General features: G+C 71.1%; 17 protein-coding genes. 8 read left to right on the top strand and 9 right to left on the bottom strand.

The window, feature by feature from the left end:
- Positions 1-38: 38 nt before the first annotated feature.
- The 4 genes from ACWFRJ_RS31080 to ACWFRJ_RS31095 all read left to right on the top strand — a co-directional run bounded on the left by ACWFRJ_RS31080 (position 39) and on the right by ACWFRJ_RS31095 (position 3,496).
- The gene (locus ACWFRJ_RS31080; protein WP_453538220.1) at positions 39-530 is read left to right on the top strand and encodes a MarR family winged helix-turn-helix transcriptional regulator; all 492 of its coding nucleotides are present in this window, start codon (positions 39-41) and stop codon (positions 528-530) included.
- An 80-nt stretch (positions 531-610) separates the two neighbouring features.
- Positions 611-1,348 carry a maleate cis-trans isomerase family protein gene (locus ACWFRJ_RS31085; protein WP_453538599.1) on the top strand — a complete coding sequence of 246 codons (738 nt, stop codon included), beginning with the start codon at positions 611-613 and terminating at the stop codon, positions 1,346-1,348.
- Between the two features lie 81 nt (positions 1,349-1,429).
- Entirely contained in the window at positions 1,430-2,242 is an 813-nt protein-coding gene (locus tag ACWFRJ_RS31090) for an SAM-dependent methyltransferase (protein ID WP_453538223.1), read from the top strand.
- 162 nt (positions 2,243-2,404) lie between these two features.
- Positions 2,405-3,496 carry a mechanosensitive ion channel family protein gene (locus ACWFRJ_RS31095; protein WP_453538602.1) on the top strand — a complete coding sequence of 364 codons (1,092 nt, stop codon included), beginning with the start codon at positions 2,405-2,407 and terminating at the stop codon, positions 3,494-3,496.
- 46 nt (positions 3,497-3,542) lie between these two features.
- Here the strand turns inward: ACWFRJ_RS31095 and ACWFRJ_RS31100 are convergent, their stop codons facing one another.
- The 6 genes from ACWFRJ_RS31100 to ACWFRJ_RS31125 are packed head-to-tail and all read right to left on the bottom strand — an operon-like array spanning position 3,543 to position 9,621.
- Complete coding sequence (locus tag ACWFRJ_RS31100; RefSeq protein WP_453538226.1) at positions 3,543-4,418, bottom strand: phosphogluconate dehydrogenase C-terminal domain-containing protein; 876 nt, start codon at positions 4,416-4,418, stop codon at positions 3,543-3,545.
- Complete coding sequence (locus ACWFRJ_RS31105) at positions 4,418-5,230, bottom strand: sugar phosphate isomerase/epimerase family protein (RefSeq protein ID WP_453538229.1); 813 nt, start codon at positions 5,228-5,230, stop codon at positions 4,418-4,420. Before ACWFRJ_RS31105 ends, ACWFRJ_RS31100 begins: the two co-directional genes overlap by 1 nt.
- Positions 5,230-6,012, bottom strand: a complete 783-nt coding sequence (locus tag ACWFRJ_RS31110; RefSeq protein ID WP_453538232.1) for a triose-phosphate isomerase family protein — start codon at positions 6,010-6,012, stop codon at positions 5,230-5,232. Before ACWFRJ_RS31110 ends, ACWFRJ_RS31105 begins: the two co-directional genes overlap by 1 nt.
- Complete coding sequence (locus tag ACWFRJ_RS31115; protein ID WP_453538235.1) at positions 6,012-6,473, bottom strand: ribose-5-phosphate isomerase; 462 nt, start codon at positions 6,471-6,473, stop codon at positions 6,012-6,014. The genes ACWFRJ_RS31110 and ACWFRJ_RS31115 overlap by 1 nt, the downstream gene beginning before the upstream one ends.
- Before the next feature lie 11 nt (positions 6,474-6,484).
- Positions 6,485-8,224, bottom strand: coding sequence for a dihydroxyacetone kinase family protein (locus ACWFRJ_RS31120; RefSeq protein WP_453538238.1), 1,740 nt, complete (start codon positions 8,222-8,224; stop codon positions 6,485-6,487).
- A complete protein-coding gene (locus ACWFRJ_RS31125; protein WP_453538241.1) occupies positions 8,221-9,621 on the bottom strand; it encodes an MFS transporter in 1,401 nt (466 codons plus the stop codon). Before ACWFRJ_RS31125 ends, ACWFRJ_RS31120 begins: the two co-directional genes overlap by 4 nt.
- Positions 9,622-9,890: 269 nt before the next feature.
- Here ACWFRJ_RS31125 and ACWFRJ_RS31130 point away from each other — a divergent pair, with 269 nt between their 5' ends.
- Entirely contained in the window at positions 9,891-10,652 is a 762-nt protein-coding gene (locus ACWFRJ_RS31130; protein WP_453538244.1) for a FadR/GntR family transcriptional regulator, read from the top strand.
- Positions 10,653-10,802: 150 nt separating this feature from the next.
- A complete protein-coding gene (locus tag ACWFRJ_RS31135; protein WP_453538247.1) occupies positions 10,803-12,599 on the top strand; it encodes an acyl-CoA dehydrogenase in 1,797 nt (598 codons plus the stop codon).
- Here ACWFRJ_RS31135 and ACWFRJ_RS31140 read toward each other — a convergent pair.
- From ACWFRJ_RS31140 to ACWFRJ_RS31150, 3 genes are all read right to left on the bottom strand, one after another.
- Entirely contained in the window at positions 12,541-13,200 is a 660-nt protein-coding gene (locus tag ACWFRJ_RS31140) for a DUF6629 family protein (RefSeq protein WP_453538250.1), read from the bottom strand. The genes ACWFRJ_RS31135 and ACWFRJ_RS31140 overlap by 59 nt on opposite strands.
- A 56-nt stretch (positions 13,201-13,256) precedes the next feature.
- Positions 13,257-14,660, bottom strand: coding sequence for an FAD-binding oxidoreductase (locus ACWFRJ_RS31145; RefSeq protein WP_453538253.1), 1,404 nt, complete (start codon positions 14,658-14,660; stop codon positions 13,257-13,259).
- 120 nt (positions 14,661-14,780) lie between these two features.
- Positions 14,781-17,384, bottom strand: coding sequence for an ATP-binding protein (locus tag ACWFRJ_RS31150; protein WP_453538256.1), 2,604 nt, complete (start codon positions 17,382-17,384; stop codon positions 14,781-14,783).
- A gap of 211 nt (positions 17,385-17,595) precedes the next feature.
- On the opposite strand from ACWFRJ_RS31150, the gene ACWFRJ_RS31155 reads away from it, so the two are divergent.
- Positions 17,596-18,720, top strand: a complete 1,125-nt coding sequence (locus tag ACWFRJ_RS31155) for an NADH:flavin oxidoreductase (protein ID WP_453538259.1) — start codon at positions 17,596-17,598, stop codon at positions 18,718-18,720.
- Between the two features lie 78 nt (positions 18,721-18,798).
- The gene (locus ACWFRJ_RS31160; protein ID WP_453538262.1) at positions 18,799-19,443 is read left to right on the top strand and encodes a CGNR zinc finger domain-containing protein; all 645 of its coding nucleotides are present in this window, start codon (positions 18,799-18,801) and stop codon (positions 19,441-19,443) included.
- Positions 19,444-19,456: the final 13 nt, after the last annotated feature.

Consider the following 19,456-nt stretch of genomic DNA (forward strand, 5'->3'; position numbering starts at 1 on the left):
CGTCCGAACCGATCAATCCCCGTGCTTAAGTGGGCCCCATGGCTGACGAAACCTCCACCACGACGGCTAAGACGTCAGGGCCGCCCGGTCCGCCCGCCGCCCTCACGGCCGCCCCCGGATACCAGGTACGGCGCCTGTACCAGGCCTACCTCGCGGTGTGGATCCGGGCGGTGGATCCCACGCTCACCGGACCGCAGTTCGCCGTCCTTCAGGCCGTGGACGCCTCGCCCGGCCGTGACCAGCGGTCGATGGCTTCGGCGGTGGCCCTGGACACGTCGACCATGGCGGACGTGGCACGCCGCCTGGAGAACCGGGGACTGCTCCTGCGCAGGACGGCGGCCGACGACGGCCGCCGCAAGCTGCTCTATCTGACCGAGGAGGGTGAGCGCACCCTCCACGACTCCAACCGTCGCGCCCGCGACCTCGACGAGCGGCTCCTCGAACCGTTCGACGGCGAGCAGCGCGAAGAAGTCATGCACCTCCTCACGTCCCTCGCCGATCACTGGGAGGGGCTGACCGAGGACTCATAGCCGTACGCATCGGCGTACGAGAACATCCGGAGGATCCCGTGGCAGTGACCGCGACGACAGCGACCGACCACCACATCGGCATGATCGTGCCCAGCTCGAATCTGACGATGGAGACGGAGCTGCCGCGCATGCTGCGCGACCGCGAGTCCGTGGCCCCGCAGGATCGGTTCGTCTTCCACAGCAGCCGGATGCGGATGAAGCACGTGACGCCCGAGCAGCTGAAGGCCATGAACGCGCAGACCGAGCGTGCCGCGCTCGAACTCGCCGACGCCAGGCCTGATGTGGTCGCCACGGCCTGTCTCGTCGCGATCATGGCGCAGGGTCCTGGCCACCACTGCACGGCGGAGGACGAGATCACCGCCGCCCTGCGCTCCGAGGGCGCGCAGGCGCCGGTGATCTCCAGCGCGGGCGCCCTGCTCGACGGCATCAAGGCGCTCGGCGCGGCACGGGTCGCGATCATCACCCCGTACATGAAGCCGCTCACCCAGTTGGTCGTCGACTACATCGAGGACGCCGGGATCGAGGTCGTGGACGCGCTCAGCCTGGAGGTGCCGGACAATCTGGCCGTCGCCCGGCTCGACCCCGCCGACCTGCGCGATCACTGGCGGCGCGTTGATCTGAGCCGCGCCGACGCGCTCGTCCTCTCGGCGTGTGTGCAGATGCCGTCGCTCGCGTCGATCCAGGCGGTGGAGGACGCGGCGGGCCTTCCGGTCCTGTCGGCGGCCACCGCGACGGCGTACCGGATCCTGACCGAGCTGGGGCTTTCGCCGCATGTGCCGGGCGCGGGCAGTCTGCTGCGGGACCCGAGTGGTTCTTGAGCGCGGGGGGCCGAGCGGGCACGATGAGCGGACGTACGCGAAGTCCGTCGAGACGCCCGCCCCACCCATGGGAGTTGACGCATGACCGCGATCCCGCCGCCCTCCACCCACCCGATCGACACCAGCAAGGCACACCCCGCCCGGGTCTACGACTGGTACCTGGGCGGCAAGGACAACTACCCGGTGGACGAGGAGCTCGGGCTCCAGATCGTGTCGCTCGAACCACAGGCCAAGTACTGCGCGCAGCACAACCGTTGGTTCATGCAGCGCGCCACGCGCCACTTGGCGGGAGAGGCCGGAATACGCCAGTTCCTCGACGTCGGCGCCGGGATCCCCACCGAGCCGAACCTCCACCGCATCGCCCAGTCGGCCGCCCCCGAGGCACGCGTCGTGTACGTGGACAACGATCCGACGGTGCTCGCGCACGCGGAGACGCTGCTTCGGGGGACGGCCGAGGGGGCGACGGAGTTCCTCCAGGTGGACGCGCGCGAGCCGGACAAGATCCTCGAACAGGCCGAGGGAGTACTGGACTTCACCCAGCCGATCGCCCTTTCGCTGATCGCGCTGCTGCACTTCATCAGCGATGACGACGGTGCGTACGACGTCGTGGAGAAGCTCGTGGCCGCGCTCGCTCCGGGCAGCCACCTGGTCCTGTCCCAGATCTCCGCCGACTTCGATCCGGAGCGGACGCGGCAGGCGGTGGAGATGTACAAGGCGGGCGGCGTCACGCTCGCGCCGCGCGCGCGGGCCGAGGTGGAGGGGTTCTTCGAGGGCTTGGAGCTCCTTGACCCCGGCGTCGTGTGGGCGCCGGACTGGCATCAGGAGCTCGGCGTCGACGAGGTCAGGGACGGGACATCGGTGCCGATGTACGCGGGGGTGGCGCGCAAGCCGTAGCAGGTGGTGATCGGGATGGCGGAAATCGCCCTGTGCCCGGTGAGTTGACGGCAGGCTGAGCTCGGGCCCCCGGCAACGGCGCCGCACCCATGGGGCAGGATGACGCTCGCGCCGGACACGAACATACGTCCGGCGCGCCCGTACGACCTGGAGAAGGAACTGATGGAGCGAGCCCTCACTTGGCACGACCTGATCACCGCGGGTATCGCGGTGGCCGTTGGCATCGCGGCGGGTCTGCTGCTGCGCATGATCCTGCGGTGGCTGGGCGAACGCGCCAGCAGGACCCGGTGGAGCGGCGATGATGTCATCGTCGACGCCGTGCGCACCCTGGTTCCCTGCGCGGCGATAACCGCGGGCGCCGCCGTCGCAGCGGCCGCGCTGCCGCTCACCCCCAGGACAGGGCGCAACGTCTCGATGACGCTGACCGCCCTGCTCGTCCTTGCCGGGACACTGACGGCGGCCCGCGTGGTCACCACGCTGGTGAAGTCCGTCGCGCAGTCCCGGTCGGGCGTCGCGGGCTCGGCGACGATCTTCGTCAACATCACCCGCGTGGTCGTGCTCGCGATGGGCTTCCTCGTCGTCCTGCAGACGCTCGGCGTCTCCATCGCCCCGCTGCTGACCGCTCTCGGCGTCGGCGGCCTCGCGGTGGCCCTGGCCCTGCAGGACACCCTGGCCAACCTCTTCGCGGGCGTACACATCCTGGCGGCCAAGACGGTGCAACCGGGCGACTACATCAAGCTCAGCAGCGGCGAGGAGGGTTACGTCGTCGACATCAACTGGCGCAACACGGTGGTGCGTCAGCTGTCGAACAACCTCGTCATCATCCCCAACGCCCAGCTCGCGGGCACGAACATGACCAACTTCAGCCGCCCCGAGCAGGACCTGTCGATCATGGTCCAGGTCGGTGTCAGCTACGACAGCGATCTGGAGCAGGTCGAGCGCATCACGACCGAGGTCGTGGAGAGCGTCATGAAGGACGTCGAAGGCGCCCTTCCCGAGCACGAACCGGCCGTGCGCTTCCACACGTTCGGCGACTCCAGGATCAGCTTCACGGTGATCCTGGGCGTCGGCGAGTTCAGCGACCAGTACCGCATCAAGCACGAGTTCATCAAGCAGCTCCACCAGCGCTACCGCGCCGAGGGCATCCGGGTGCCCGCCCCGGTCAGGACGGTGAACGTCCAGCAAGGAGAGCTGCCGCCGGGCTTGATCCCGCACCAGCGTGAGGCCGTCGTGCCGACCAAGTCGGTGCCGTAGCGGGGAGCGCCCCGGCACCGACGGGCGGGATCGGCACGTCAGCGGGTCAGCGCTTGATCTCCTTGATCTTCAGCATCCGCGTGATGACCTTGTCGAGCTCCTCGTCCTCGAAGACCTTCTTCCAGTCGTCGCGCACGATCGACTCACGGCCGTAGTCCATCGCGATCAGGCACGCGTCGGAGAACGGGTTGGAGCCCTTGAGGGTGTTGGCGAGCGCCACCTGGGTGTGGCCGAGCAGCATCGCGCGGGCGGCCTTCTCGGGGACTCCGACGGTGTGCACGGTCTCGTGCAGCGCCTCGGTGAGCAGGGCGCCGACCATGCAGGCGATGGTCTCGACGAGCGTCGGCTCCAGGACGGCGAGCTGCTTGACGGTGACCCAGTGGACGTCGACGACCGGCGCGTACATCACGCGGATCACGGAGTCGGCGAGCTCGCGCTTGGCCTCGTCGCCGCCTTCGTAGGCGGCGACGACCTCCTGGGGTGCGGCGATCCCGCCGAACGTGTCCTGCCACTCCTCCTTGGTGGTGCGCTCGAGGAAGACGGAGGGGTGGCAGGGGTGGGCGCACGCGTAGTGGATGTCGTCGCGCTCGAAGAGCAGGCCCGCGTAGGCGGCGGCCGGGTCGAGGGTGAGGACGACGGCGCCGGACCGCATCAGCGGGACGAGCTCGGCGGAGACGGAGCCGAGCACGATGTCCGGGACGGCGAGGATCACGACGTCCGCCTCCGCTACGGCGTCCGTGGACTCGGTCAGCTCGCGGCCGAGGCCGCGGATGAGTTCCTGGCCCTTGGCGGACGCCTCGGAGAAGAGCACACGGAAGCCGCTCTCCACCAGGTTGTTGGAGACACGCTGGCCCATCTTGCCGGCGGCCCCGATGACGGCGACGGTCTTCACATTGACCTCGGATCGGATCTCGGTGGCCATTACTCGCTCCTCAGAAGTGTGCTGATGCTGGCTTGCGTCCACTGGTGTTCGAGCAGGGCCGTGGCGTCGAAACCGCCGTCCTGCCACGGGAGCCAGTGCTCCACGATCTGGTTCACGCCGAGGGCGCCCGGCGGGCGGGCTCCGTCGACCGCGGCGATCATGCCGTCGTAGTCGAGAAGCCCTGTGCCGAGCGGACAGCCTGCGTAGGTGAAGCCGACCCAGCCGTCTCGGCGGGTGAAGGCGAAGTCCTTGACGTGGATGTTCACGACGTACGGCGCGGTCGCCGCGACCACGTCGATCGGGCGCTCCAGGCGGGCCACGCTGTTGCCGGGGTCGAGGACGACACCGAGCCGGGGGCTGCCGACACCGCGGACGACGGTGAGCAGGTCATCCGTGGAGACCTGCTCGTACGTCTCGAGACCGAGCGTCACTCCGGCTGCCTCGTACGCGGGCACGGACTCGCCGAGCAGTGCTACGGCCTCCGTGGGAGTGGGCCGGTGGGTGGCGGTGTTCATCATGGAGCGGACGAGCGTGACGCCCAACTGGCCCGCCATGCCGAGGTACTTGAGCAGGTGCTCGGGCTGTACGCCACGGGTGCCGAGCTCCAGCTTCAGGCCGAGTTCGTCGGCGAGTGCGCGGACGTCGGCGAGCTGGGCCGCGTCGTACGTCTCGATCTCGGGGTAGTCGCAGATCTGGAAGACCTCGCCGCCGAGAGCGCGGGTGTCGCGCAGCATGTCCGGCAGCGTCATGGGACGCGGGGCGCGCTCGGAGATGCGCCAGAAGTACGCGTAGGTGCTGATGCCGTACGCCATCACGCCACCTCCCTGGCCGAGTTGGCGAGCACCTCGTCGAGGATGGACTCGACGGCCGCCGGGTCGTGGGCGAAACGGCCGAGGAAGAGGCCGCCGACGTCCTGGCCGAGCCGGGTGAGCAGGCCGGGGCCCGCGCTGCCGCCGTAGATGACGGTCGAGCCGGTGTGGGCGGGGTGTTCGTCGAGCCAGCGGGTCAGGGCCGCGCACACCGTGGTGATGTGCTCGGCGGACGCGGGCTCGGCGGCGCCGATCGCCCACTGCGGCTCGTAGGCGAGGACGACCTCGCCGGTCGTTCCGTGCAGCAGCCGTTCGGCCTCGGCTACGGTGCGGCGGGCCGCCTCGTCCGGCGCGACCGGGTCGAGTTCGCCGACGCAGAGGACCGGGGTGAGGCCGTTGCGCAGGGCTGCGGCCGTCTTTGCGGCGACGACGGTGTCGCCCTCGCCGTAGAGGCGGCGGCGCTCGGCGTGACCGACCTCGGCGTAGCGGCAGCCGATCTCCTTGAGGAAGGGGCCCGAGACCTCGCCGGTGTACGGGCCCGCGTCCTCGGTGGCGATGTCCTGGGCGCCGACCGCGACACCGGACCCGGCCAGGATCCCGGCGACCGGGACGATGGCGGGGAACGCGGGCAGGACGAAGAGGCGGGCCGCACCGCTGGTGACGGCGGGGTGCCGGTCGGCCGTGCGGGCCAGGCGGCGGGCCCAGTTGAGGGTCTGGGTGTGCCCGAAGTACATCTTCAGGCTGACGCCGATGGTGACCGGTGCCGGCGCTGGTGCTGCGGGCATCAGGCGGCCTCGTAGTCACTCATCAGCTGCACCTTGGCGGCGGACGGCGAGGTCTCGTCGAAGCGGTAGGTCAGCCACTCGGCGGCCAGGCGGCGGGCAAGCTCGATGCCGACGACGCGCTGCCCGAAGGTGAGCACCTGGGCGTTGTTGGAGAGGATCGCGCGCTCCACGGAGAACGAGTCGTGCGCCGTGACCGCGCGCACCCCCTTCACCTTGTTGGCGGCGATCGCCACGCCGAGCCCGGTGCCGCACACCAGGAGGGCGCGGTCGGCCTCACCGCGCGCGATCATCTCGGCGGCGGCGATGGCGACCTTGGGGTAGGCGGTGTGCCCGTCGGCGTCCACGCCGACGTCCGTGACGGACGCGACCAGGTCACTGCCCTGGAGGTCCTGCTTGAGGGCTTCCTTGTACTGGTAACCGGCGTCGTCACAGCCGACGACGACACGGAGCTTCTCGGTCATGGCTCTTTTCCTTAACTGCGGTGGGTGAGAACGCCGTGGACGGCGCGGACGATCAGGGCGAGCGAGTGGGCGCCCGCGTCGACGGTGCCCAGGGACTTCTCGGCGTGCGGCCGTGCGCGGCCCATCCGGGGAAGCAGCTGTGCCGTGTCCCGGGCGGCCCGTTCGGCGGCGGTGGCGGCGGCGTCCCAGGCGGCGGGCAGGTCCGCACCGGCGGCGACCTGCGCACCGAGGGTCTCGGCGAGCGGCACGAGGACGTCGACCATCGTCTTGTCGCCGACCTGCGCGCCGCCCAGGGAGATGACTCCCTCGGACGCTTCTCGTACGCCGTTCGCGACGGCGGCGGCATCGGGGCGCACCGTGTTGCCGAGCGCGGCGCCGACGGAGCGCAGGATCACTCCCCACAGGGCCCCGGAGGTGCCGCCCGCCTTGTCGGCCCAGGCGTCGCCCGCGAGGGTGAGCAGGGACTGCGCTCCGGCGCCCGACTCACCCGCCCGTACGGCTGCTTCGTACGCGCCGAGCGTTCCGCGCCGCATGCCGATGCCGTGGTCCCCGTCGCCCGCGACGGCGTCGATGCGGCCGAGCTCGTCGGCGTGCTCCTCGACGGTGTCCTTGATGACCCGCAGGGCGTCGAGCGCGGTGGCGGCGGCGCGCCGGGACGCCTCTGTCGCCTCGGGCACGGCGGCCTCGCTGACGTGGATGTCGTCGAGGCCGCTCTCGTAAGAGGAGTCGTCAGCGAGAGCGGTGACGACGCCCTTGCGGTACGCGGGTGTGTCGGCCGGAGCCGTCCACAGCGCTTCGAGTTCGTCGTCGAGCCAGGTCAGCGTGAGCGAGACGCCCGCCATGTCGAAGCTGGTGACCAGCTCGCCGACCTCGGGGTCGACGGGCTCGACACCCGCGTCGGCGAGCAGCTGGGCGACCCTGCGATAGACGACGAACAGCTCCTCGTACTTCACGGAGCCAAGGCCGTTCAGGATGACGGCGGCGCGCTGCCCCCTCAACTCTCCTATTCCGTCGGGGAGTTCTTTCAGCAAGGTGGAGACGAGCAGCTCGGCGGCGTCGTCCGCGCTCGGCACGGGACGCTCGTCGATGCCGGGTTCGCCGTGGATACCGAGGCCGACGGCCATGCGCCCCTCGGGGACGGTGAACAGGGGCTCTTCGGCGCCGGGCAGGGTGCAGCCGGAGAAGGCGATGCCGAAGGAGCGGGTACGGGCGTTCGCGTGCTCGGCGACGCGGGTCACCTCGTCGAGCGAGAGGCCTTGTTCCGCCGCTGCGGCCGCCGCCTTGAAGACCGGCAGGTCACCCGCGATGCCGCGCCGCTTGGCGGACTCGGCGGGGCCCGCGCTGGAGATGTCGTCGGTGACGGCGACGGTGCGCGCGTCGACGCCCTCGGCCCGCAGTCGCTCGGCCGCCTGGCCGAAGTGCAGGACGTCGCCCGCGTAGTTGCCGTACATGAGGAGTATTCCGCCGCCGCTCCGTGCGGCCTGGGCGACGTTGCGTATCTGCTGGGCGGAGGGCGAGGCGAAGACGTTGCCGACGGCGGCACCGTGGGCGAGGCCCTGGCCGACCAGGCCGGAGAAGGCCGGGTAGTGGCCGGAGCCGCCGCCGATGACGACCGCTACCTGTCCGCGTGTCTTCGCGGTGGAGCGGACGACACCGCCGGGCACGGGCCGCACCCAGCGGGCGTGGGCCGCGGCGAACCCTTCGAGCGCCTCGTCGGCGAACGCGGCGGGGTCGTTGTGCAGGCGGGTCATCGCTTGGCCTCCATCGGCTCGTGGACTGCCGGCTGTGCGTCGGCTCCGTGCCGGGTGCCGAGCCGGATCATCAGGGCGGCGGACAGGAGCATGAAGAAGCCGACCAGGTAGAGCGGCAGGTAGTAGGCGCCGCTCCAGTCCTTCAGCCAGCCGGTGATGTAGCTGGAGGCGAATCCGGCGATGTTGCCCGCGGTGTTGATCAGGGCGATGCCCGCCGCCGCTGCGGCGCCGGTCAGGAACTTGGACGGCACGGACCAGAAGACCGGCAGGGCGGCGAAGATCGAACACGCGGTGACGGTGATGACGGCGACGGTGGCCATCGGCGAGCCCATGTAGAGGGCCAGCGGGATGGTGACTCCGCCGACGATCGCGGGCCCGGCGATGTGCCAGGTCCGGGTGCCCTTGCGGGTGGCGTGCCGCGTCCAGAAGAAGAGGACGATCGCGGCCGGGAGGTAGGGGATCGCGGTGATCCAGGCCTTGTCCATCACGCTGAACGTGGTGCCGTACTGCTCCTGGAAGCCGTTGATGATCGTCGGCAGGAAGAACGCGAGGGCGTAGAGGCCGTAGACGAAGCCGAAGTAGACGACGGCGAGGGTCCAGACGCGGGCGTTGGTGAACGCGGCCTTCAGATCGCCCTTGGCGTGCTTGCCCTCGTCGCCCTCATTGCCCGTGTGGCCGGTCTTGTGGGCGTTCTCGGCGGCGAGTTCCTCGGTGAGCCAGGTCTTCTCCGCCGGGGTCAGCCACTTGGCGTCGGCCGGGCGGTCGATCAGATAGAACCAGGCGATGACGCCGAGGAGGATGGCGGGGACGGAGACGAAGAGGAACATCACCCGCCAGCCCTCGAGGCCGAACAGGCCGTGGTGGCCGATGAGCCAGCCCGCGAGCGGGGCGCCGAAGACCGTGGTCAGCGGCTGGGCCAGGTAGAAGAGCCCGAGGATCTTGGTGCGGTGGCGGCTCGGTACCCACTGGCTCAGGAAGAGGATCGCTCCGGGGAAGAACCCGGCCTCCGCGACGCCGAGCAGGAAGCGCAGGGCGTAGAGCTCACTGCTGCTGCTCACCCAGGTGAAGAGGAGCGAGACGACGCCCCAGGTCACCATGATGCGGGCCAGCCAGCGGCGGGCACCGAAGCGGTGCAGTGCCATGTTGCTGGGGACTTCGAGAACGATGTAACCGAGGAAGAAGATCCCCGAGGCGAAGCCGAACTGCGCGGCGGTGAGCGCCAGATCGTGGCCCATCCCGTTGGGTTCCGCGAAGGAGACGGCGGTGCGGTCCAGATAGTTCACGAAGAACATCAGGGCCACGAAGGGGACGAGACGGGTCGAGACCTTCTTGATCGCCGATTTCTCGACGGCTGATCTCGTCTCCGGTACTGCGGGGGGCGCGGCGCTGGCAGACATGGCGACTCCTCGGCTCGCCGGACGGCTTTGTCCGGTCTGGGTCACTCTCGGCAGGCGGCGGGGCAGCGGGGGGCCGACCACGCCGGGGGCCGATCTGGAGTTCACGCTAGGCCCGATTTTCAAATTGGTCACCAATTTACCAAAGTGGCGAATGTCGCAGACATCGGAGTTGTTAAATCCTTGACAACACCAGGTGACGCAGGCGAAGGGAGGCGGCGGAGCGGGAGGCGGGACTCCCCGACCGCCCGGTACGGCGGTCTGGTCTACTGGTGACCGTGACCAGTCAGCCCGATCACCAGCAGCCGGATCTCGCCCAGCTCCTGCGCCCGGTGGTGCGCGAGTCCTCGGTCAGCGAGGTCGCCAAGCGCCTCCTCGACCACCTCTCCGCCGGCAACATCAAGCCGGGCACCCGGCTCCCCGCCGAGCGCCAGCTCGCCGAGGCCCTGGGGGTGGCCCGCTCCAGCGTCCGCGGGGCGCTGTCCGCCCTCGACGTCCTCGGCATCATCGAGATCAGGCCGGGCTCGGGCTCGTACGTCCGCGAGGGCACGTCGGAGTTCCTGCCGCGCGCCATCAACTGGGGCCTGATGCTGGGTCAGCGGCGTACGCAGGACCTGGTCGAGGTGCGCACGTACATGGAGGGCGTCTCGGCGCGACTCGCCGCCGAACGGGCGGGCGACGACGATGTGCGGCGCCTGGAAGGGCACTTGGAGCGGATGCGCGAGGCGGGCTCGGACGTCAAGGCGTTCGTCGACGCCGACATCGCCTTCCACCTGGAGACGGCGCACATCGCACGCAACTCCGTGCTCAGCGACATCCTGCACAGCATCCGCGCGCTGCTCCAGGTGTGGATGGAGCGCGCAGGCGACATCGAGGGCACCGTCACCGGCACCCTGTGCGAGCACGGCGCGGTCCTCGACGCGATCCGCGCGGGCGACCCCGAAGCCGCGGACCGGGCGATGGCGGAGCACATGCGGATGGCGAACGTACGGCTGCAGTCGTCCCTGGACGGGGAGGGCGCGGCGGGGCAGTAGGAAGGCCGGATACCGGCTGCCTGCCACCCTCGACAAACGCCCCACCCTCGACAAACACCATAAGCGACCGCTTAGTATCAGCTGTGCGGGGCTTCTCGCCCCGGGATCGGTACCGCCGCCACCGTCACCGTCACCGCATGGAGAATCCGCATGGCATCCCTGCTCCTTTCCCGCCGCGACCTCGAGTTCCTGCTGTACGAGTGGCTCGATGTACCCGCGCTCACCGGCAGGGAGCGGTACGCGGACCACTCCCGCGAGACCTTCGACGCCGCCCTCGAGCTGAGCGAACAGATCGCCACACGGCACTTCGCCCCGCACAACAAGAAGAGCGACGCCCAGGAGCCCACCTTCGACGGGGAGAAGGTGCACATCATCCCCGAGGTGAAGGAGGCACTCCGCGTCTTCGGGGATTCGGGGCTCCTGGCCAGCGCCATGGATCACGAGATCGGCGGCGGACAGCTGCCGTCGGTGGTGGCGCAGGCCTGCTTCGCGTGGTTCCAGGCGGCGAACGTCGGCACCGCCGCGTACCCCTTCCTGACCATGGGCAACGCCAATCTGCTCCTCGCGCACGCTTCCGATGAGCAGATCGACACCTTCGTACGCCCCATGGTGGAGGGCCGCTTCCTGGGCACGATGTGTCTGTCGGAGCCGCAGGCGGGTTCGTCGCTCGCCGACGTGCGGACGCGGGCCGAGGCGCAGCAGGACGGGACCTACCGCCTCTTCGGGAACAAGATGTGGATCTCCGGCGGCGAGCACGAGCTCTCGGAGAACATCGTGCATCTGGTGCTCGCGCGCATCCCCGGCGGCCCGCCCGGCGTGAAGGGGCTCTCGCTGTTCATCGTGCCCAAGGTCCTGGTCGGCGACGACGGTGTACTCGGCGAGCGCAATGACGTCGTGCTCGCGGGCCTCAACCACAAGATGGGCTACCGCGGGACCACGAACACCCTGCTGAACTTCGGCGAGGGCGCCCACAGGCCCGGCGGCGAGCCCGGCGCGGTGGGCCATCTCGTCGGCGATGCGAACCACGGCCTCAAGTACATGTTCCACATGATGAACGAGGCCCGGATCGGCGTGGGCCTCGGCGCCACCGCGCTCGGTTACACCGGCTATCTGCACGCCCTGGACTACGCGCGCACCCGCCCGCAGGGCCGCCCCCTCACGGCCAAGGACCCGGCGTCACCACAGGTCCCGATCATCGAGCACGCCGACGTGCGCAGGATGCTGCTCGCCCAGAAGGCTTACGTGGAGGGCGCGCTCGCGCTCAATCTGTACTGCGGGCGGCTGCTCGACGAGCAGAACACAGGCACCTCGCCCGAGGAGCGCGACGAGGCCAAGCTGCTGCTCGACGTGCTCACGCCCATCGCCAAGAGCTGGCCGTCGCAGTGGTGCCTGGTGGCCAACGACCTGGCGATCCAGGTGCACGGCGGCTACGGCTACACGCGCGAGTACAACGTCGAGCAGTTCTACCGCGACAACCGCCTCAACCCCATCCACGAGGGCACCCACGGCATCCACGGCCTGGATCTGCTCGGCCGCAAGGTCGTCATGAACGGCGGTGCGGGTCTCGCCCTGCTCGGCGAGCGCATCGCGCGGTCGACAGCCCGTGCCGCCGCGGCGGGCGGCGTCGCGCCGGGGTACGGGCGTGCGCTCGACGCGTCCGTGGCCCGTGCGGTGGACGTGACGCGGCGGCTCTGGTCGACCGGCGACCCGCAGACGGCGCTCGCCAACGCGAGCGTCTACCTCGAAGCGGTCGGGCACGTGGTCGTCGCCTGGATGTGGCTGGAGCAGCTGCTCGCGGCGGAAGCGGGCACCGAGGACTTCCACGCGGGCAAGCGCGCCGCCTGCCGTTACTTCTTCCGCCATGAACTGCCCAAGACCGAGGCCCAGTTCACGCTTCTCGAAAGCCTGGACCGGACGGCTCTGGAGCTGCCCGAGAACGCCTTCTGACCCAGAAGTACAGGACCACCGAGCACACCGCCGCGAACGCGCACCACGTGGAGACGTACTCCCGGCGCCACAGCACCACGCACACCGCCGCCCCGACGGCGACCAGGAGGCCGAAGAGGGCCAGGCCCCGGTCGCCGGAGAGGAGCAGGGAGCCGATGGCCGCCAAGAGGTATCCGGCGACGATCAGCTCGGGCTGAGGCAGGCCGAACGCGTACCCGACCGTGTGGCCGTGGATCTCGGCCGTCACGGTGCGGGTCGCCAGGGAGTACGAGAGCGCCGCCGCCGTCGCGATCCCCGCCGCCAGGGGGATCAGGAGGCGGCGGCGCGCGCTCGGCGGCGCCGCGCACAGCACCGCCACGGGCAGCCACAGCGGGAGCAGCGGCAGGGCGATCACGGCCCAGGCGACGGTGGCGGGGCCCGTGCCGCCGCCATCTCGCCAGACCTGGGACTCGATGATCTGGTGGGCGCCCAGAAGGAGTGGGAGCGCGGCGATCGGCACATCGCCCGGGCGGGCCCCGCGGGCCGCCCGGGTCACACACGCGACTCCCACCGCCGCGACACCCGCGCCCGCCACGACATCGGCCGTCGCGCTCCAGCACATGGCCCCCACGCTACGACCCATGTCACCGGGGGGCGCGGCGAGGCGGGCCGCAGGGGTTACGCGGGACCGCGCGGGCCGGGCTCGATGTTCTGGTTGAGGCGGAACACGTTGTCCGGGTCGTACGCGGCCTTGACCTGGGCCAGGCGTGCGTAATTGTCGCGGTAGCTCGCCCGTACGCGTTCCTGCCCCTCGTCCATCATCATGTTCACGTAGGCGCCGCCCGCCGAGTACGGGTGCAGCGCGTCGAAGTAGTCGACCGTCCAGCGCTTGATGAGGTCGGCGTGGGACGGGGACGCGTCCACTCCCGCGTAGACGGTGGCCCAGCGGGCGCCGCGGTAGCTCCAGGCGGTGTCCGTGGGGCCGTGGTCGTGGGCGGCGCCGTCGATGGGGTAGAGGTGCATCGTCGACTTCATGGTCGGCAGCTCGGCGCCGAACTTGGCGTGCAGGGCGACGGCGTCGTCCGGGATGTCGTCGACGAAGTCCGCGCGCCAGTACCACTGGTCGCCGGGCGGGTAGAGCCCGTCGAACATGGACTGGAGCACCGGGTGCGGCATCTCCCCCACGGCGTGCAGGAGCGGATCGGGCAGCGCGTCGAGCAGGGGCGCCATGGCCTGGGCCGCCGCGTCGGTGTCCTCGGTCGTGTGGCACCACACGACGCCGCAGATCTTGCGCAGGTGGATGCTCTCGGGGAAGGGCGGGGCCGGGGGCACGGTGCCGAACATGAAGAAGCCGGTCGTCTCGCGTGGCAGACCCGGCAGGAAGTCGCGGTAGGCGGCGAGGACTTCGGCGCCCTGCTCGACGGGCCAGAAGGTGGGGCCCGCGACGACCGTGCTCAACTCGTGCAGCCGGAAGAGGAACGAGGTGACGACGCCGAAGTTGCCGCCGCCTCCGCGGATCGCCCAGAAGAGGTCGGCGTTCTCCTCCTCGCTCGCCCGCACCTGACGGCCGTCGGCGAGGACGAGGTCGGCCCCCAGGAGGTTGTCGACGCTCAGCCCGAACCTGCGGGTGAGGTGGCCGAGGCCGCCGCCGAGGGTGAGGCCGCCGACGCCGGTCGAGGAGATGATGCCGCTGGGCGTGGCCAGGCCGTGTTCGTGCGTGGCGCGGTCCACCTCGGCCCAGACGCAGCCGCCGCCGACCCGCACCGTGCGGGCCTGCGCGTCGACCTCGATCGCCTTGAGCGGTGAGAGGTCGGCGACCACACCGCCGTCGACGGTGCCGAGTCCCGCTCCGTGGTGGCCGCCGCCGCGGACCGCGAGCGGCAGGCCGTGCGCGCGGGCGAAGCCGATGACGCGGGACACGTCGTCGGCGTCGGTGCAGCGGGCGACGAGCGCGGGGCGTTTGTCGGCCATGGCGTTGTAGACGGCGCGCGCCTCGTCGTACCCGGCGTCCTCCGGGCCCTTCAACTCTCCCTTGAATCCTGCCAGTTCGCGGCGTGCGTCCTGTGCGGGCGTCATGGACATGTACTCCCCCGTTGGATCGGCTGGATCGGCGCTTGTGATGAGCCCGTTCTAGCGCCGCCCCCGACGCTCCGATATCCGTGCCGACCACCTAGCTCACGCCCGGCCAATGCCTACTTTTGGCTACTTTTCGCGACCGATCTCGATCCCCAGCTGCGCGGCGCGGGCGGCGACCTCGCGCCGGGTGCGGGCGCCGAGCTTCTCCAGGACCGCGCGGACGTGGTTGTCGACCGTGCGTACGGACAGGAAGAGCCGGCCCGCGATCTCGATGTTGGTCAGGCCCTCCGCCAGGAGCCTTCCGACCTGGAGCTGGCGGCCGGTGAGACCCGCCGGGTTGCGGCGGGTCGCCGCGTGCGGACCGCGCGGGATCCGGGCCACGCCCAGGGTGCGCAGTTCGCCCCGGACGATCCGGGCCAGGGGTTCGGCGCCGAGGGCGTCCAAGCCCGCGAGCGCGGTGAGCTTGTCCGCCGGGTCCGGGCTCTCCGCGAGGGCGGCGGCGTACTCGTAGGGGCAGCCCGCCGCCCGCCAGGCCTCGGCGGCGAGGCGCCACTGCCCGGCGGCCTGCAGGGCGTACGGATGGTCGCAGTCGTCCGCGGCGACGGGCTGCCCCGCCTTGGCGAGCCAGTGGCCGAGCTCCGTGCGGTACGGCGTCGCGGCCAGGTCCCGCGCCTGTACGTACAGGGGGCCGACGGCGTCGATCACGGCCGCGTGGTCACCTCGCAGCCAGGCGGCCTCCGCCCTGGCCGCCGCGACCGGAGCCGTGCGCTGGAGTTCCCGGGTCCGCGCGGCGACCTCCCAGGCCCGTGCGAGGAGGTCGTCGCCGCCCTGTGCGCCGCGCCGGATCCGCACCCGCGCGAGGACGGTCAGGGCGGGGCAGCGCGCGGGCGGGAACTCCTGCGCGTCACCGGACTCGGCGAGCTTCTCCGCATCGCCCCACTTGCCCGCCGCGAACTGCCGCAGCGCGAGCTCCACTTGGAGGTAGCGCAGGAATCCCAGGTGCTCCGTGCGGTCCGCGAACTCCATGGCGGGAGCCAGGAAGTGGTCCGCCTCCGTGAACCGCAGGTTCTCCAGGAGCGTCCAGATGACATTGGCGTAGGCGCGGCAGGCGTGTTCGGCCTCGTCCGCCTTCAGCGCGACCGCCAGGCTCTCCTCCAGCTGCGGACGGCCGAGCGGGTCGCCGCCGCGCCAGCGGGCGGTGCCCACGTTGTTCAGCGCGTGCGAGAGGATCGCCGCGTCGCCCGTGCGCCGGGCCAGGGTGATGGCGCGTTCGCCGTAGCCGATGGCCTCGGCGTACCGGTCGGAGAGCATGCGGAGCTGCGAGGTGTTGCTGAGCGCGAGCGCCAACAGCCGCTCGTCACCGGCCTGTTCGAGCACGTCTATGGCTTCCCGTGCGGCCTCCTGTGCCGCGTCCGCGTCGCCCGCCCACCAGTGGATCCGCGAGAGCCAGCGCAGATCGGCGCCGAGCGCCCGCACGTCGCCGAGGGAGCGGCGCAGGGCGACGGCTTCCAGCTGGGCGCCGACGGCGGCCGGGGAGTCGGCGATGGTGTAGCTCTCCACCGCGAACCGCTCCAGGAGATCGGCGAGTTCGGCGGGGCCGTAGCGCTCGCGACGGCCCAGGACGAGCCGCAGCTGGGCGGCGGCCTCCCGGTGCGCGCCGGTGCGTGCGGCGTCCCTGGCCGCGTCGGGGCCGTAGCGCGCGACGGCGTCCTGGTCGCCCGCCTGCGCGGCGTGGTGGACGATGCGGGAGTAGTCGGCGCCGGGCTGCGCGACAAGGACGGTGAGCACCTTCCGGTTGAGCTCGATGCGCCGTGCCGCGGGCAGCGAGTCGGCGATGGCACGCCGGATGATCTCGTGCCGGAACACCACGCGCTCGGGCGCCACGAAGAGGAGTCCGCGCCGTTCCGCCGCGGTCAACTGGCCCACGCCGTCCGGCAGTAGCGCGTCGGCCAGCGTGCGCTCGGTCGCCGACGGCACCACGGCGAGCTGTTCGAGCGCGTCGCGTGCGGCGTCGTCGAGGCCGCGGAGGCGGGCCAGTACGGCGTCGACCACGGTCGGGGGCACGTCTCCGGTACCGCCCGCCGCGACGACCTCGGCGACGTAGAAGGGGTTGCCCGACGTCACGGCGTAGACCTGCGCGGGGTCGAGCCGCCTTGGCGCGCTGAGGGTGCGCACGGCGTTCCGGGACAGGCGGGACAGGGGTACGCGGTGCACGCGGGCCGTACGCGACACCTGGCCGAGGAGGTGGCGCAGGGGGTGTTCGCGGCTCAGCTCGTCGTCGCGGTAGGTCAGTACGAGAACGGCGGGCATCCGGTCCATGCGGCGTACGAGGAACCGCAGCACGTCGAGAGAGGCCTCGTCCGCCCAGTGCACGTCCTCTACGACGAGGACCGTCGGATGCGGCGGGCCACCCAGCTCGGCCCGGAGCGCGTCGTACACCCGGTGCCGGTCGCCGCCCTCGGTCACCGCCTGCGCCAGCTCGGCCCGCACGCTGCCGACAAGGTCGCGGAACGGCCCGAGCGGGCGCCGCGTGGCAAGGTCGTCACACTGCCCCACAAGCACCCTGGCCTGCGCTGACAGCACACTCGGCAGCGCGTTCACGAGGCTCGACTTGCCGATGCCCGCCTCGCCGAAGACGAGCGCCACCGAACCCGCGCCGTCGGCCGCTTCCCGAGCGGCGGCGGTCAGTCGAACCAGCTCAAGATCCCGCTCGAGGATGCCCCCGTCCACGCGGCAGATTCTCCCACGCGACCGCGGAATTCCCTCTCCCGCACTGAGGTTCGGTCAGCGCGCGGGCCTCGGGTGCGAGCGACGCGGCTCCGCAGGGGCCCGAGGAGACTCCGAGCCATGGGGCCCTCGACCGAACGACATGAGTAAACCAGGTACGCTTACGTCATCGATCTCACGATGATCGCACCCTCGTTCCCTGCCAGGAGGACGCATGACCTCGGCGCCGCAGACCGCCCGCACCCCCCAGACCCTCGACCGGCCCTTCGGCGTCGGCAGCCTCACCCTGCCCAACCGCATCGTGATGGCACCCATGACCAGGGAGTTCTCACCGGGCGGCGTGCCTGACGCGGACGTGGCCGCGTACTACGCCCGCCGGGCCGCCGCCGGTGTCGGCCTGATCATCACCGAGGGCACGTACGTCGACCACGCTTCGGCCGGTTCGAGCGACCGCGTCCCGCGCTTCTACGGCGACGACGCCCTCGAAGGCTGGCGCAAGGTGGTCGAAGCCGTGCACGCCGCGGGCGGCAAGATCATTCCGCAGCTGTGGCACGTGGGCGTCGCACGCGACGAGGGCAACGGCCCGGTGCCCTCCGCCCCCTCTGCGAGCCCCTCCGGCATCGGCCTCGACGGGCAGCCCAAGGGCAGCGCCCTCACGGCCTCCGACCTCGACGACGTGATCCGGGCGTTCGCGGACGCCGCGGCGGCCGCCGAGCGCATCGGCTTCGACGGTGTCGAACTGCACGGCGCACACGGCTACTTGCTCGACCAGTTCCTCTGGGAGCGCACCAACCGGCGTACGGACGGCTACGGCGGCGACATCGATTCCCGCGGCCGCTTCGCCGCGGAGATCGTCGCAGCGGTGCGGGCCGCCGTCTCGCCCGACTTCCCCGTCGTCTTCCGGCTCTCGCAGTGGAAGGGCGGCGTCTACGACGCGCGGCTCGCCGAGTCCCCCGAGGAGCTGGAGCGCGTACTGACGCCGCTGGTGAACGCGGGCGTCGACGTACTGCACGCGTCCACACGGCGCTACTGGGAGCCGGAGTTCGAGGGCAGCGACCTCAACCTCGCGGGCTGGGTCAAGAAGATTTCCGGAAAGCCGGTGATCACCGTGGGCTCGGTCGGCCTCGACCAGGAGTTCATCGGGCCGCAGGGCTGGGCGGTACCGTCCGCCTCCACCGGCATCGAGCAGCTCGTCGACCGCCTGGAGCGGGACGAGTTCGACCTGGTGGCGGTGGGCCGCGCCCTCATCGCCGACCCGGAGTGGGCGGCCAAGGCCCTGGAGGACCGGCTCGGTGACGCGCTGCCCTTCGACAAGTCGCAGCTGAAGACCCTGGTCTGAGCAACAGTCGATGCGATCACGGGCGACGGCAGCTAAGGCAATACGCTGCTGTCGCCCGCGGTCACGTAAGATATGCCCATGACCTGGCCTGCGACCGAGCGCTACTTCCCCACCGCCGTCCCCGGCGGCCTTGGCCTCGTGCAGGACATCCTGAACACCGCGCCCTCCGGCGGCGCGGCCGAGGCCGACCTCCTCGGGGACGTGGCCGCCGCGCAGGGCTGGATCTCCGTGGCCCTGCCCACCTGGGCCGAGAAGACAGGGCGCACGGCGGCGCGGCTCGCGCTCACCGAGGAAGACCTGCCCAAGCTGCGGCAGTTGCGCGAACAGCTGCGCCGGGCCCTGCACTCGCGGTGCGGCAGCACCGGCGGCGAGAGCGCCGGCGGCGAGAGTGAGAGCACCCGCTCCACCTCATGCGCCCTTCAGGTCAACCTGCACGGTGACGCGGCCCTGACCACCGAGCCCGAGGGTGAGGGCTGGCGCTGGCTGACGTCCGCCGTGCTGTGCGAGGCGCTGCTCGCCCAGACCACCGGCGAGTGGCGGCGCCTGAAGATCTGCCGCAACGAACGCTGCGCCACGGCGTTCTACGACCGCTCCCGCAACAACAGCGGCGTCTGGCACTCCACCCGGGACTGCGGAAACGCCGCGAACCTGCGGGCCTCGCGCCAGCGCCGCCGCGCGGGCGCCGAAGCGGAGCCGACGCCGGACGTTCAAGGCTCGGCGTAGAGCCACCGAAAGA

The sequence above is a fragment of the Streptomyces sp. NPDC055239 genome, assembly GCF_053606205.1.

Coding starts and splice junctions, on each gene's coding strand:
- ACWFRJ_RS31155 (WP_453538259.1), top strand. CDS start 17,596: ATGACCTCGGCGCCGCAGACCGCCCGCACCCCCCAGACCCTCGACCGG.
- ACWFRJ_RS31125 (WP_453538241.1), bottom strand. CDS start 9,621: ATGTCTGCCAGCGCCGCGCCCCCCGCAGTACCGGAGACGAGATCAGCC.
- ACWFRJ_RS31135 (WP_453538247.1), top strand. CDS start 10,803: ATGGCATCCCTGCTCCTTTCCCGCCGCGACCTCGAGTTCCTGCTGTAC.
- ACWFRJ_RS31080 (WP_453538220.1), top strand. CDS start 39: ATGGCTGACGAAACCTCCACCACGACGGCTAAGACGTCAGGGCCGCCC.
- ACWFRJ_RS31160 (WP_453538262.1), top strand. CDS start 18,799: ATGACCTGGCCTGCGACCGAGCGCTACTTCCCCACCGCCGTCCCCGGC.
- ACWFRJ_RS31105 (WP_453538229.1), bottom strand. CDS start 5,230: ATGGCGTACGGCATCAGCACCTACGCGTACTTCTGGCGCATCTCCGAG.
- ACWFRJ_RS31090 (WP_453538223.1), top strand. CDS start 1,430: ATGACCGCGATCCCGCCGCCCTCCACCCACCCGATCGACACCAGCAAG.
- ACWFRJ_RS31145 (WP_453538253.1), bottom strand. CDS start 14,660: ATGTCCATGACGCCCGCACAGGACGCACGCCGCGAACTGGCAGGATTC.
- ACWFRJ_RS31110 (WP_453538232.1), bottom strand. CDS start 6,012: ATGCCCGCAGCACCAGCGCCGGCACCGGTCACCATCGGCGTCAGCCTG.
- ACWFRJ_RS31120 (WP_453538238.1), bottom strand. CDS start 8,224: ATGACCCGCCTGCACAACGACCCCGCCGCGTTCGCCGACGAGGCGCTC.
- ACWFRJ_RS31140 (WP_453538250.1), bottom strand. CDS start 13,200: ATGTGCTGGAGCGCGACGGCCGATGTCGTGGCGGGCGCGGGTGTCGCG.
- ACWFRJ_RS31085 (WP_453538599.1), top strand. CDS start 611: ATGATCGTGCCCAGCTCGAATCTGACGATGGAGACGGAGCTGCCGCGC.
- ACWFRJ_RS31095 (WP_453538602.1), top strand. CDS start 2,405: ATGGAGCGAGCCCTCACTTGGCACGACCTGATCACCGCGGGTATCGCG.
- ACWFRJ_RS31115 (WP_453538235.1), bottom strand. CDS start 6,473: ATGACCGAGAAGCTCCGTGTCGTCGTCGGCTGTGACGACGCCGGTTAC.
- ACWFRJ_RS31100 (WP_453538226.1), bottom strand. CDS start 4,418: ATGGCCACCGAGATCCGATCCGAGGTCAATGTGAAGACCGTCGCCGTC.